Source organism: Paenibacillus sp. FSL K6-2393, from assembly GCF_038002545.1.
Classification (GTDB): Bacteria; Bacillota; Bacilli; order Paenibacillales; family Paenibacillaceae; genus Paenibacillus.
Map to the genome: position 1 here is coordinate 4401406 of NZ_JBBOCU010000001.1, position 13413 is coordinate 4414818.

Below are 13413 nucleotides of genomic sequence, written 5' to 3' on the forward strand. Positions count from 1 at the left end.
TTATATTGCTTGAAATAAGGAGGATTAAGAACATGGAAGATGTCATTATTATCGGCGGAGGCCCATGCGGTCTGTCTGCTGCCATTGAATGTGAGCGGCTGGGACTGTCCGCTGTGATCGTTGAGAAATACAATATCGTTCAATCTATTTATCTGTATCCAACCCATATGCAGTTTTTCAGCACAGCCGAGCTGCTTGAGATCGGGAACGTTCCGTTCAGCACACCTAATGATAAACCGTTTCGTTATGAAGCACTTGCCTATTATCGCAGGGTAGCCGAACATTTTGGTCTGCGTGTTCATAACTATGAGGAAGCCCGTGAAATTAAACGCAAGGATGATGGTACGTTTGAGGTACATACGCTCAATCGCCGCGGGGAGGCCATCGTACATGTTGGACGTAATGTAGTTGTAGCTACCGGTTATTTTGACCATCCTAACTATCTGGGCATTCCTGGAGAAGATAAAGATAAAGTAACCCACTACTTCCGGGAAGCTCACCCTTATACCCGTACACGTGTCGCCATTATTGGCGGAAGCAACTCAGCCGTGGATGCGGCCATGGAACTGGTTCGGGTCGGAGCACATATTGATATGGTTTATCGCGGCAGTGGTCTGTCCCAGCATATTAAACCATGGGTACGTCCGCTATTCGAGAGCATGGTGACAAAAGGCCGTATTACACTCCACCTGGAATCACGCGTGAATGAAATACTGGATGATTCGATTCGTCTGATACACACGGATGGTTCCACTCGGGAACTGGATAATGACTTCGTACTGGCAATGACCGGTTTCCGTCCAGATCGTCAACTACTCACGTCGGTAGGTGTGGAGATGTCTGATGATATGGATAAACCTCTATATGATGCACAAACGATGGAAAGCAGCGTACCTGGTGTATATGTGGGCGGAGTCATCGCTTCGGGTCGTAATGCCAATGAAGTCTTTATTGAATCCGGACGCTGGCATGGACGTTACATTGCGGAACATATCGTTAGCAAACAACGTGGACAGACCGAAGGGAAATGAAAACAATGGATATGACCTCCCTGCTGTTGCTCGTATTTGCGGCTCTCGGGATTATCAGCAGCAACACACCTGTGACCGTAGCGATGGTATTTCTGTTGTTGCTACGAGTCCTGAACCTGAATCAGGCATTTCCATGGCTTGAAAAATACGGACTTACACTGGGCATTATCATTCTAACCATTGGCGTGATGGCACCTCTTGCCAGTGGCAAGATGAGTCTGCAGACGATCGGTGAGTCTTTCCTGCACTGGAAATCACTGCTCGCCATTGGCGTAGGATTACTGGTGGCATATCTCGGAGGACGTGGCGCTACGCTGATGGGTACACAGCCAACTGTCGTTGCAGGGCTGTTAATCGGAACGGTACTTGGGGTTGCCCTGTTCAAGGGTGTACCAGTGGGTCCATTGATTGCGGCGGGAATTTTATCATTGCTACTGGGCAAATCCTGATTCAAGTTGTCAAGGTTGTGACCTGACATGCTATGCAGATTGGCTGTATTTCCCACCGTTGTGTGATATACTTCTATTCATGCAAATCATGTACACGAGTCTACAACAGAATAATCCACATTAGAGGTTGTTCAAAAAGTCCGCTTTGATTACGAAGGATGCCTAGAGGCATCATCAGCATCGAATATGGAATTCAGCCGAAATGTCTTCTCGGTACTGAAAACCGTCCTATTTGAACACGTACTATTATGGTTAAGCTGTTGCATGAAATATAGATTCACTTTGCAACTATTAATGGCGCAGGAGGATTAAGGAACCATGTCACGTCAGTTTATTACAGAAGCCGTGATGGTGGCCATTTACGGTCAATTGCTAGCGCCGCCCGCGCCTGTTGAATATATTGTTCCTTATACCACCATCCTTGAGCTATATGAATTCCAGACCAGTCTTGATCCCATGATGGATAACCCGGCAGATGATCAGCATGTGAAATCCAAAATCAATGAAATGATTTCTTATTTCGAGGAACCGCTGAATAAGAAAAAAATAGAGCGTGCGTTACTTGTTCCATGGGCCAAAAGCCCCTCCATTTTATTTGGTGACCAAGTATCCATTGCCATTATCAACGCAATAGATACGGCACAGTACGGGGAGTATTTCGATCCCATTGAGACAGAACTGCTGCTGACATCTCAGCGACTGAGTATCCCAATTCTCACCGATCAGGTTGAACTGATCGCACGCATAATTGAGTCCGAATCACCTGTACAGGTATTTGATATTGATGATTTTGATTTTGCGATGGATGATGAACCACTGGATCAGGTGTAATTCATGCTCTGAGCACGTGAATCGGATTTTAAAAAAAATGACCTTGGCATCCACTTTATCGTGCATGCCAAGGTCATTTTTTTGCGTCAACACTTATTTTATTCTGCAATATCCCGCGCTAACAGAATTCGGCTAATCTGATTCAGAGGTGGTAACGACTCCAGCGAAAAAAACTTCAGACCTGCATCACTATTTACACGCGACTCCACAAGGCCATCCTGAATGATCACTGTCCGAAACAAAGCAATGACATAATACTCTTCATCTCCGCTTGAATGCAGATACCGAAGGTCAGGCCCCGAATAGAGACCTTCCAGTGTCATGGTATCAGCAGTCCAACCTGTCTCTTCCCACAACTCCCGATGTGCAGCATCTTCAATGGCCTCACCCGGGCGCATCTCACCTGCTGGCAACCGCCAGTGACCGTGTTCAGCATGCTGAATCAGCAGTAATTCACCTTGTTCGTTCTCAGCCCGCACAGCCGCCTTTACAACAATATGAGAGCGTTTTGCTATATACTGGGCCAAATCTCGTGCTGGCAGATTCACTGCTTATCCCCTCCTCCTACTCGGAAGCCGGTGGCGACCTGTAATCCATCTATTGCTTAGCAGAATACTTCAAGGATTAGACTTCGGTATAACGGTATTCGATATCCTGACCTTCATCAACGATATCCACATGCAGTTGGTGCCCTTTCAGATACCAATAATCGTGATCTTCCATAAAGAATTGAATCCCCGACACTTCGGTTTGATCCGCAGGATGTCTTGGTTTCTCCACAGCAATACCTAGCGAAAATCCAGGGTGAAGACCTCCGCCAGAGCTATAACGGGCAAAAAATCGAATGCTGTCTCCCTCGTTCAAATTCAGTTCTTCCTTGTACCAGCGAGCAGCTTGATCGGATACATGTATGGTACTCATTTGGTGTCAGCTCCTTCTGTATATATATGTTCCATCATATCTCGACAGGGACTTGAATACAAACCCAAGTGACCACATGAAGACAAATTAAGTTGTGAAAAATGTTTGACAGATTGTAAAAGCCGGTGTTAAGATGCAAACATACGAGGTCTACATTGTATTTATTTCCAAAAAAGAAAGGGTGATTACGGTGTTTAACAAACATATGATAGGTCAATTCAGCACACAACTAAATACCGGAGCACACCCGAAATCATTATTCCGTTCATAAGTCGGCATGACAAGGCGTTCTTTCATTAGAACCTCTGTGATGTTTACTCACAATCGAACTTATATATGGTGGCGGCTCTGTTCTCTGAGCCATGCTGCCGTATGATTATATGAAGACATACCGCCTGCGTGCGGTATGTCTTTTTTTGTGGGTACTTTTCGGCATACATGAACGGAATCTGCATTTCTCGGACATCGAAAGGAAGGGATAACACTTGTTCTCTGTACTTAAAAACCTGGCCTGGTTCTTCCGGCTGGAACGCAAACGATACCTAACCGGTGTCATCTTGCTTATTCTGGTGGGCATTGCCGAACTGCTGCCTCCTCGTCTTCTTGGTAATGCCATCGACGAGATTGTGCGCGGTTCCATTACCGGCACCTCACTTACCCGTTATATCTTGCTTATTCTGGGAACGGTCATCATTATCTATCTGGTTACATACGTTTGGATGCACAAACTGTTTGGTGGTGCCAATCTGGTGGAGCGGCTGCTTCGTTCACGCTTTATGGACCACTTGTTACGGATGACTCCTCCCTTTTTTGAGAAAAACAGAACAGGAGATCTGATGGCACGGGCCACCAATGATCTTCGTTCCATTGCCACTACAGCAGGCTTCGGCATGCTGACCTTAACAGACTCTACAGCCTTTCTGGCCACCGTATTGTTCGCCATGGGTTTCCTGGTTAGTTGGAAACTAACCTTAGCGGCAATCCTGCCATTACCTTTTATCGCCATTGCCATGATGATCTATGGTAAAGCTGTACATCAACGTTACACCCTGGCACAGGATGCATTCGGAGATATGAATGACCAGGTGCTGGAATCCATTGCCGGGATCCGTGTTGTGCGTGCCTATGTGCAGGAACGTCTGGACGAGAAACGGTTCGCCGACGTGACCGAAGATGTGTATCGCAAAAATCTGGCTGTTGCCAGAATGGATGCGCTATTCGAACCCACCATCCGGCTCTTCGTAGGACTCAGTTATGTGATTGCACTTGCCTACGGCATATATCTTGTATTTCATAATGAAATTACCCTAGGGGATCTCGTATCGTTCAACATGTACCTGGGGATGATGATCTGGCCCATGTTTGCCATCGGCGAATTGATTAACCTGATGCAACGTGGTAGCGCTTCGCTTGATCGGGTCAACGAGACTTTATCGGTAGAACCTGCCGTACAAGATGTGGAGCAACCTGCTCACGTTACGAATCCGGAAGAAATTGCGATGCAGGATGTTACATTCCGTTACCCCAGCTCCACTGTCGACAATCTCAGTCATATCAGCTTTTCGCTACGGCGGGGTCAAACATTGGGTGTTGTGGGTCGTACGGGTAGCGGTAAGTCTACTTTGCTCAAACAACTGCTTCATGAATACCCTGCCGGTTCGGGCACATTAAGCATCTCGGGTCATCCCATTCAGGATATCGCCAAAGATGACTTGCACAGCTGGATCGGGTACGTACCACAGGAACAAGTTCTGTTCTCCAAATCAGTTCGTCAAAATATTCAATTCGGTAAACCTGGGGCCAGTGATGAAGTCATCATGGAAGCCATTCGTACCGCCGCTTTTGACGGGGATCTGGGAACCTTGTCCGATGGACTGGATACACTCGTTGGTGAAAAAGGAATCTCTCTGTCCGGAGGACAGAAACAGCGGGTATCGCTGGCGCGTGCCTTTATTGCTAATCCTGATATCCTGATCCTCGATGATGCCTTGTCTGCTGTTGATGCACGTACTGAAGCCAAAATTATTGAAAATATACGCAACAAACGCTCGGGCAAAACCACGCTGATCTCGACTCACCGCCTGTCTGCTATTGAACATGCTGACCGAATCATCGTACTGGAGCACGGGAAAATTACGGAAGAAGGCACTCACCAGGAATTGTTAGCCATGAACGGCTGGTACCGTGAACAGTATGAACGGCAACAGGTCGAGTCCAATCTGTCCACGTAGGAGGTCAATTCATTGAAGTCTAATACAGGCAAAAGGCTGCTTGATTACGCCTTGAAAGCCAAAGGAACATTTATCGCTGCATTAATTATGCTTACCATTGGTGTTGCGGCCGAGCTTGCCGGGCCGTTCATCGCCAAATCCATGATCGACAATCACTTGCTCGCGATTGAGCAGCCTTTCTATGAGACGACAGCTTCAGATGAAGCCGCAGTCTACAACGGTAAGAACTACAAACGCGAAGGCTTGTTCGAACCGGATGAAAACAAAGGTTCGGAAGTGCGGGTATTACAAGCCGGCAGAAGTTTTTATTTTGTAAATGAACCGGTCAATGCACCTGACGGGGACCGCACATATGCGGATGGAACCCTCACGGTTACACGCGCAGGTGAAGTGACAGGCCAATATGCGGCAGCACCCCTGTCCGCTGGTGAACTGTTTGCTTTTTACAAACCGGAGATGCCCAGCATCTATCAATTAATTGTGTATTACATGATCTTCCTCGTGATCTCGGTCATTATGGAGTTTGGTAAAACATTCTGGCTGCAGTCCTCGGCCAATAAGGTCATTCAAAGACTGCGTAACGACGTGTATGCCCACATTCAGCGACTGCCGGTGCACTTTTTTGATAATCTGCCCGCAGGTAAAGTTGTATCTCGGGTCACGAACGATACAGAAGCTGTCAAGGATCTGTTCGTTGCCGTTCTTTCGAACTTTTTCTCAGGAATCATCACGATTACAGGTGTGTATGTCGCACTCTTCCTGCTTGATGTCCGCCTGGGCCTGATCTCATTATTCGTCGTACCAATGCTCATTACATGGATTGTGCTCTATCGCAAATTCGCCACTCGTTACAACACGATCATTCGATCACGACTTAGTGAGATCAATGCAATCATTAACGAGTCCATTCAGGGGATGTCCATTATCCGCGTATTCCGCCATCAGAAACAAACCAAACAGGAATTCGAAGATCTGAATGATGATTATATGAAACACCAGAACAAAATGCTTAACCTGAATGCCTTCACCTCACACAACCTGGTTAACGTATTACGGAATATCGCATTTGCGGTGGTCCTGTGGTACTTCGGTTCCAGTGTGCTGGATGGCACAAGTATTATCTCACTGGGTGTTCTATATGCCTTCGTTGATGTTCTGGGCCGCTTGTTCCAGCCAATTACCGGCATGGTGAATCAGCTCGCCAACCTGGACTCCTCCCTCGTATCTGCTGGTCGCGTCTTTGAGCTGATGGATGAAAAGGGAGAAGCTGTAACCGATGGCTCCATGCCAAGATACAAAGGGAATGTTGTCTTCGATGATGTATCCTTTGCCTATAAAAAAGATTACGTGCTTAACAATATCTCGTTTAAAGCATCCCAAGGTCAGACGGTCGCTCTGGTCGGCCACACCGGTTCGGGTAAAAGCTCAATCATCAACCTGCTATTCCGGTTCTATGATCCGCAAAAAGGCAAGATCACAATTGACGGTCAGAACGTCAAGGATCTGCCTAAACAGTGGATTCGCGAGCATATGGGGATTGTATTGCAGGACCCGTATCTGTTCACAGGCTCCATTGCTTCCAACGTCAGTCTTGGCGATGAGAAGATCTCCCGTGAACGGATTGAACAGGCGCTGCGTGATGTAGGCGCTGAACGTATACTGGCTCATTTGCCTCAAGGCTTTGACGAACCTGTCATCGAAAAAGGAAGCACATTGTCTGCTGGACAGCGTCAGTTGATCTCCTTTGCTCGTGCACTGGCGTTTGATCCGGCCATCCTCATTCTGGATGAAGCGACAGCCAATATCGATACGGAAACAGAAGCTTTGATTCAGAACGCACTCGAAGTCCTCAAAAAAGGACGTACCACCTTCATCATTGCTCACCGTCTCTCCACCATTCGTTCAGCAGATCAGATTCTGGTTCTGCATCGCGGGCGTATCGTTGAGCAAGGTGCACATGATGAACTGATGGAGCTTAAAGGCCGCTATTATAAGATGTATCAGCTTCAACAAGGTGCGCAAGCAGCAGCGGTCGCAACTCTCGAGAATCCGTCAGGTAATTCCGTTCCAACCTCAACCTCCTTTGCCGGAGGCAATGCATAACAGAGTAAAACTGAAAGTTCTTTAAGTAACCAATCAAAAATGATGCACTCGACGGCAACACAAAAACCGATCTACACAGCAAACCCTGAGGTAGCTGTGTAGATCGGTTTTTTGTATTTTCATCGGGATTCAAATTCCGATACTGTTTATTTCCTCCAGTCAAAAAAAACAATCCGCGTGCAACCTCATGGCTGCTGCGGATTGTCTATCCATCCTTTGATCGTATATCCCATGTACATCACGGTCTCTCTTGCGAGAAAAGGAAACTTGCTGCGCCAGGTTCGATACGCCGTTGTTCGTGTCGGAGAGGGTACGGCATCCATACCCAGACCGGCAGCCAGCTTCATGGCCCGTTTCATATGTAATGGATCACTCACAATCGTATAGGTTTGATAACCGGCCTGTTCACCAATTGGAATTGAATTGACTAGATTCTCCTCGGTAATTCTGGATTTGGTCTCTATGCGAATGTCCGCAGGATCTACTCCATGTGCGATGGCATACTTCTGACCCACTTCAGCTTCCGTATGTTCTCCCTCATCACCTGACCCGCCTGTGAAAAGCAGATTACGAACGGTACCCTGACGGTATAATTCAATCCCGTGTTCAATACGTTCGCGAAATACAGGTGAAGGGTTATCCCCCGCCACGGCTGCGCCCAGAATGATTGCTGCATCCGATATCCTGGATGAATCCTCATCCGTATATGCAGATATACGGATTGCGGTAACCACGGTCCACAGGATTCCACCCAATACTACAGCCAGAACCGTCATTAATATCCAGCGTTTCGTTATCCGTTTGCTTGTCATTCATCCTCTTCCAAAGCCCTTGCTTGCATACTCTCGGTATGAATCCGCTCCAGCGTTTGCAGAGCTGCTGCGGATTCGGCATCCAGACCAAGCTCTGCAATCCAGGCACCCGTATATTGCTGAAGACGGATCTCCAACTCCTGTGCACGGTCTTTGAAATCCTCCAATTCCTTAATCATGCGTGATCGTCCTTCCGGACTGAATGTCTCGTGAATTCGTTCCTTGAAATAATGATGTACGATACGGTTACGTTGCTGCCATAATTCATTCAACTGGCGAGTCTCTTCCTCAGAGAATGTAAAATGATGGCGCACTTCGTGAATGAGCTGCCCCAGTGAACTGCTCATCTTTCGTTCGTACAGATCTTCCAGATCCTCTTCAGACACGGCTTTGCCCTGAGACATTTTCATTAATAAAATCAGATTGACCAGCTGCTGTTCAAGCGCCTGCCCGTAGTACACTGCCAATCCGTAATAGGCAAACAATTCCCTGGAGTGTTCGCTGTCCAGCATGTCACCATTCTGGATATCTGTATTTTGCATATGCGAGCGCCCCCTTCAACCGTACAATGTTAACCATTCCATGTCCCTCTATCCTAACCAAACCAAGAGCAACATTCAAGTTATCGGGAAGCGCGTCTTCTAACTCCGCAGATCTCTTCTACCGGACAGCCACACATGGATGATTAGTAACCCCATTGCGTAGAGCACAGTCCACAGCATAACCGAAACAAAAGAGTCCATCTTTGATTCATCAAATAACATCATCTCACGAACCAGATAAAAAGCTGGCGGAAGAATGCGGCCAAGCCATTCTAACGATTCAGGCAAACGTTCACTTAAGGAACCTTGGATAAACGATAGTAATAATACAATAATGAGGGCAGGCATACTTCGACTAAGCAAGGGAATGTACGATTTTTGAAAAAATACACTGATGCCCAATCCCAGCAACGATAACCCCAGATGTCCTAACCAAGTCATCATCCACTCCTCACCTGTGGGTTGTCTCTCAAACATTCCTGCGAACACGGGATACAGCACAGTGATTACGGTGAGCATGAATTGCATGATCCAGGCACAGATGAGTTGACTTGTTACAACCTTACGCCTGCTTCCTGTATGAAGGACAAGTAATTGATACTGCTTAGCAGGTTCGGTATTCATCACCATTACTCCGAGCCAAGCAGCTGCCAGAAATAACAGCATAGCCGTAACACTGTAACTGTCCGCAATAGGGTTGGGTTTGTAGGAATAGATCAGCAACATGGCGATGATATAAAAGATAACCGGTGCAAAATATTTCTGTGAGCGAATGTGATGCCTTAACAAATATCGGGTCAGATAGATCATTTGGCTTCTCCCCCCGCATCATCCATGGAAGAGCTTAAGTCCACAGATTCTGTGACACCTCCACGACTCGCATGTACAGCTGGATGTTGTCCTTCCAGCAGACTTTCCATATGTAGTTGACTTTCTTCCTGTTGTACAGACACAACCGAACCTCCGGAAGCCAGAATCATTCTGAGGACATCATCAGTTGATTGTTGAACTACTTTCCAATCCCACAACCAAGACTTGGATTTCTCCGAGCTCGTATTACGAACTAAAGACAGTACTCCCGGTTGTTGTACAACGGATGGATTGTTGGCCAGATCCTCTCCAGCTTCCGTCAGACTTTGAATACGTACAACGGGTTCGCCAGCTTGTAATATATCTTCACGACTCCAGTAACGGAGCACGCGGCCTTGCTTCAACACAATCACCTGGTCTGCCAAACGTTCAATAAGCAACGGTTCATGGCACGCTGTAACGATGGATGTCCCTTCATCCTTCCATTGCCCCAATAAGGATACAACTGCCTCTTGAGCTGGAATATCCAAGCCTGATAAAGGTTCATCCAGCAACAAAAGACCCCCCGGTCCAGGTAACAGGGCCTGAATCAAATTTACTTTTTGCAGTGTGCCCTTCGATAATAAGGGTAACTTCTGATCAATCGCGGTATCGAGATATAAAAGTTCACTAAGTTCTCTAATCCGCCCACGCAGTACTTCGGGGCGAATGCCCCGAATCCGACCCATGTCCCACAAGTACTCTCCAGAGGTAAAGGGTAAACGTGGCAGGCCATCTACTGCATACCCATCAGAACCCTTCATTGTACGCTGGATCGATCCTGTATCGGGTAACAAAATACCTGCCAACATACGTAGCAACGTACTTTTACCAGAACCGTTTCTGCCAACAAGCACAGCACATTCTCCCTGCTTCACTTCCAGATTAATTTCATCAAGTACTTGAGCATTACCTAATCGCTTGCTCACTTGTTGAAGCAACATACCTCGACCTGATGAGTCTGCTACATCTTGATCGGCTTTCTTGAAAAGTCCACGTGTACTCCATATCACCTGGGATCACATCCGCTCTGGAGCTTGCACACCTAGCAAATGTAAACTGTACGCGAGGCGTTCGGCAGTCCGTTTGGCCAATGCCACCCGGAAGGATCTTGCATCAGATGACGCATCCGCAATCCGTTCGGCGTGATAGAAGCGGTTGAATGCTTGAGCGACATCTATTGTATATTTGGCAATGACCGCAGGCTCATTCCGATGAATTGCTTTTTCCAAATACTCGGGATATTCACCAAGCAGTTTCAGCAATGCCCATGAGGTATCTCCGATAAGGGATGGAGTGGTTACTGTGTTATTCTCACCTTCCGCAAGGTTGGGCTTAGTCAAAGGGTTTTCATTTTCCACGCGGCTCGCCTCTTCTGCCTTGGCAAGCACACTTTGAATCCGAGCATGGGTGTATTGCACATAGGGTCCGGTCTCCCCTTCAAAACTCACCGCATCTTCCAGTGAGAAGTCCACATCGTTTAACCGATTATTACGTAGATCACCGAAGACAATTGCACCTACACCAACAGCCTCGGCCACTTTCTGAGGGTTCTCCAGATTCGGGTTTTTCTCCTGAATAATCTGTAGTGCACGAGCAACTGCCTCATCCAACACTTCCTGCAAAAAGACGACTTTACCACGACGTGTAGACATTTTCCGTCCCTCAAAACGCATTAATCCAAACGGGATATGTTCACACTTCGCAGACCATTCATGACCCATCCGGGATAGGACCGCAAATACCTGCCGGAAATGTAGCTTCTGCTCGCCTCCGACCACATATAACAACCGATCTGCCTTCATCACCTCATGACGATAAACCGCCGTAGCCAAATCCCGTGTAGGATAGATTGTTGTTCCATCTTTTTTGATAATCAGGCATGGGGGTATGTTCTCATCTTCCAGACGTACCACGAGTGCTCCATCACTCTCTTCAAGTAAACCTTTTGCCTTGAGTTCTTCAACCACTGCACCCATCTTGTCATTGTAAAAGCTTTCTCCCAGCGTATGGTCGAACTGTACATTCAGACGTTCATACATCCGGTTGAATTCCTTCATGCTCACTTCCACAAAGAACGCCCATAACCGCTGTGCTTCATCATCCCCTTGCTCCAGCTTGCGGAACCACTCCCGTGCCTCAATCTCCAGAGAAGGATCGTTCTCCGCCTCATCGTGGAAACGCACATACAGCTCCAGAGAAGTACGGATCGGGTCTGCCTGCAAGGCTTCATCATTGCCCCACCGCTTGTACGCTGCGATCTGCTTGCCAAACTGGGTTCCCCAGTCTCCCAGATGATTCACACTTACGGAGGTATAACCCGCTTCGTTATACAACCTATACAGTGCTGCACCGATTACAGTAGAACGCAAATGTCCGATTCCGAAGGGTTTTGCGATGTTAGGGGAAGACATATCAATCACAACACGTGAACCTTGACCAAGCTGAAGCTTACCAAATGTGGCATTCCCCAGTTCTTTCAGCAGATTCGACGCGAGCTTCTCCCGGTTGAAACGGATATTTACATACGGCCCGGCGGGAGTTGCTTCAAGTCCTGCTGCCTGCAATCCCGTTGCGAGCTCGGTCGCAATGACTGCCGGTGCTTTTTTTAATGACTTCGCTAATACAAAACAAGGGAAGGCTGCATCCCCCATCTCCGCCTGCGGTGGGACTTCGAGTAATCTCAAAACCTCTTCTTCATTCAATCCCGTTAAAGGGGCAATATCGGCCGCAGCCTGCTTCATCAACATGTCGAACACTCCTTATCCATTCATTATTGGGTGAAAACAAACACAAAAAAGCTCTCGTCTCTACATAAGAGACGAGAGCTGACTTAACAGTTCCCGCGGTACCACTCTAGGTGAACAGCTACTCTTAATATGCATCAACATGCATACCAGTAGAACCTGTTCCGCTCGATGCGTATAACGGTCGCAAGCCGAATTACCCTCAGACAGATATAGTACACCCACACTCAGGATGCAAACATCTTTTCGGATAACCATCTCACGGGTGCGGTTCACTCAGGTCATATCATACCGGCTTCCACCTCTCCCGGCTCGCTGTCATGTATGGATCTGGTTACTCTCCCGATCATTGATATTCTTCGTTTCAATTCATTGCCCTCATTATACATACCACGATCAGACTTGGCAACCCGCATTAAAAATCCCCTACTGAAAGGCAACACATAGGCACATCGTCTCAGATGCCTGTGTTCACTGCCTTCCCTTAGGGGACAACGGTCATTATCGGTTTTAATTATATATATTCCAGAGAAAAAATAATTACGCTACTGCTGCCATCAATCGGCAAGCTTCTGCACATCTGCGGCAAGCCTCTGCACATGCTTGGCAGTGATCATGGTGATGTTTGCCACACTCTGCGGCGCAAGCTTCACAAGCTTTCACACACAATTCGCATATTTCAGCAATAAAATCACTTCCACGTGTCATCGCTTGTGCAGCAAAACTGCAAATCTCCGCACATTCCCGATTCAAACGAATGCAATCACGCAGCATCGCCAGATCATATTCTTTCAGACTCGATATGTAACATACGTTGCAAGCATTCATACACTCCAGGCAAGCATCGATACATTGTTGATATTGTTGTTGTGTCATTTAAAGTTACCTCCCAGGCAA

General features: G+C 47.2%; 13 protein-coding genes. 5 read left to right on the forward strand and 8 right to left on the reverse strand.

All coding sequences use genetic code 11. From position 1 onward, the window contains the following. Positions 1-32: 32 nt before the first annotated feature. The 3 genes from MHI14_RS19330 (at position 33) to MHI14_RS19340 (ending at position 2311) form a co-directional block, all read left to right on the forward strand. On the forward strand, positions 33-1031 hold the full coding sequence (locus MHI14_RS19330; RefSeq protein ID WP_017689082.1) for a YpdA family putative bacillithiol disulfide reductase: 999 nt from the start codon (positions 33-35) through the stop codon (positions 1029-1031). 5 nt (positions 1032-1036) lie between these two features. Continuing rightward, entirely contained in the window at positions 1037-1480 is a 444-nt protein-coding gene (locus MHI14_RS19335; protein ID WP_036609212.1) for a DUF441 domain-containing protein, read from the forward strand. 318 nt (positions 1481-1798) lie between these two features. Further along, positions 1799-2311, forward strand: a complete 513-nt coding sequence (locus MHI14_RS19340; protein ID WP_249911064.1) for an ADP-heptose synthase — start codon at positions 1799-1801, stop codon at positions 2309-2311. A gap of 98 nt (positions 2312-2409) precedes the next feature. Here MHI14_RS19340 and MHI14_RS19345 read toward each other — a convergent pair whose 3' ends face one another. Both MHI14_RS19345 and MHI14_RS19350 read right to left on the reverse strand, forming a co-directional pair. Beyond that, positions 2410-2859, reverse strand: a complete 450-nt coding sequence (locus tag MHI14_RS19345; protein ID WP_133384355.1) for an NUDIX domain-containing protein — start codon at positions 2857-2859, stop codon at positions 2410-2412. A gap of 76 nt (positions 2860-2935) precedes the next feature. After that, the gene (locus MHI14_RS19350; RefSeq protein ID WP_036609218.1) at positions 2936-3232 is read right to left on the reverse strand and encodes a HesB/YadR/YfhF family protein; all 297 of its coding nucleotides are present in this window, start codon (positions 3230-3232) and stop codon (positions 2936-2938) included. Between the two features lie 485 nt (positions 3233-3717). Between MHI14_RS19350 and MHI14_RS19355 the strand changes: the two genes are divergently transcribed. Both MHI14_RS19355 and MHI14_RS19360 read left to right on the forward strand, forming a co-directional pair. Then, entirely contained in the window at positions 3718-5463 is a 1746-nt protein-coding gene (locus MHI14_RS19355) for an ABC transporter ATP-binding protein (RefSeq protein ID WP_091031779.1), read from the forward strand. Between the two features lie 12 nt (positions 5464-5475). Further along, complete coding sequence (locus MHI14_RS19360; RefSeq protein WP_341131060.1) at positions 5476-7566, forward strand: ABC transporter ATP-binding protein; 2091 nt, start codon at positions 5476-5478, stop codon at positions 7564-7566. A gap of 185 nt (positions 7567-7751) precedes the next feature. Here the strand turns inward: MHI14_RS19360 and MHI14_RS19365 are convergent, their stop codons facing one another. The 6 genes from MHI14_RS19365 to MHI14_RS19390 form a co-directional block, all read right to left on the reverse strand. Beyond that, entirely contained in the window at positions 7752-8378 is a 627-nt protein-coding gene (locus MHI14_RS19365; protein ID WP_091031784.1) for a YdcF family protein, read from the reverse strand. After that, positions 8375-8920: a hypothetical protein gene (locus MHI14_RS19370; RefSeq protein ID WP_091031787.1), complete on the reverse strand. Its 546-nt coding sequence runs from the start codon at positions 8918-8920 to the stop codon at positions 8375-8377. Before MHI14_RS19370 ends, MHI14_RS19365 begins: the two co-directional genes overlap by 4 nt. Positions 8921-9019: 99 nt before the next feature. Then, positions 9020-9730 (reverse strand): hypothetical protein, encoded by a 711-nt coding sequence (locus tag MHI14_RS19375; protein WP_249911068.1) that lies wholly within the window; start codon positions 9728-9730, stop codon positions 9020-9022. Continuing rightward, a complete protein-coding gene (locus MHI14_RS19380; RefSeq protein WP_341131061.1) occupies positions 9727-10782 on the reverse strand; it encodes an ABC transporter ATP-binding protein in 1056 nt (351 codons plus the stop codon). The genes MHI14_RS19375 and MHI14_RS19380 overlap by 4 nt, the downstream gene beginning before the upstream one ends. A gap of 6 nt (positions 10783-10788) precedes the next feature. Further along, entirely contained in the window at positions 10789-12519 is a 1731-nt protein-coding gene (gene argS, locus MHI14_RS19385; RefSeq protein WP_341131062.1) for an arginine--tRNA ligase, read from the reverse strand. Between the two features lie 537 nt (positions 12520-13056). After that, entirely contained in the window at positions 13057-13392 is a 336-nt protein-coding gene (locus MHI14_RS19390) for a four-helix bundle copper-binding protein (RefSeq protein ID WP_036609230.1), read from the reverse strand. Between the last annotated feature and the right edge of the window lie 21 nt (positions 13393-13413).

What these genes read in the sequence shown, in the direction of transcription:
- MHI14_RS19330 (WP_017689082.1), top strand. Translation starts at nt 33, where the DNA reads ATGGAAGATGTCATTATTATCGGCGGAGGCCCATGCGGTCTGTCTGCT.
- MHI14_RS19335 (WP_036609212.1), top strand. Translation starts at nt 1,037, where the DNA reads ATGGATATGACCTCCCTGCTGTTGCTCGTATTTGCGGCTCTCGGGATT.
- MHI14_RS19340 (WP_249911064.1), top strand. Translation starts at nt 1,799, where the DNA reads ATGTCACGTCAGTTTATTACAGAAGCCGTGATGGTGGCCATTTACGGT.
- MHI14_RS19350 (WP_036609218.1), bottom strand. Translation starts at nt 3,232, where the DNA reads ATGAGTACCATACATGTATCCGATCAAGCTGCTCGCTGGTACAAGGAA.
- MHI14_RS19365 (WP_091031784.1), bottom strand. Translation starts at nt 8,378, where the DNA reads ATGACAAGCAAACGGATAACGAAACGCTGGATATTAATGACGGTTCTG.
- MHI14_RS19370 (WP_091031787.1), bottom strand. Translation starts at nt 8,920, where the DNA reads ATGCAAAATACAGATATCCAGAATGGTGACATGCTGGACAGCGAACAC.
- MHI14_RS19375 (WP_249911068.1), bottom strand. Translation starts at nt 9,730, where the DNA reads ATGATCTATCTGACCCGATATTTGTTAAGGCATCACATTCGCTCACAG.
- argS (WP_341131062.1), bottom strand. Translation starts at nt 12,519, where the DNA reads ATGTTGATGAAGCAGGCTGCGGCCGATATTGCCCCTTTAACGGGATTG.
- MHI14_RS19390 (WP_036609230.1), bottom strand. Translation starts at nt 13,392, where the DNA reads ATGACACAACAACAATATCAACAATGTATCGATGCTTGCCTGGAGTGT.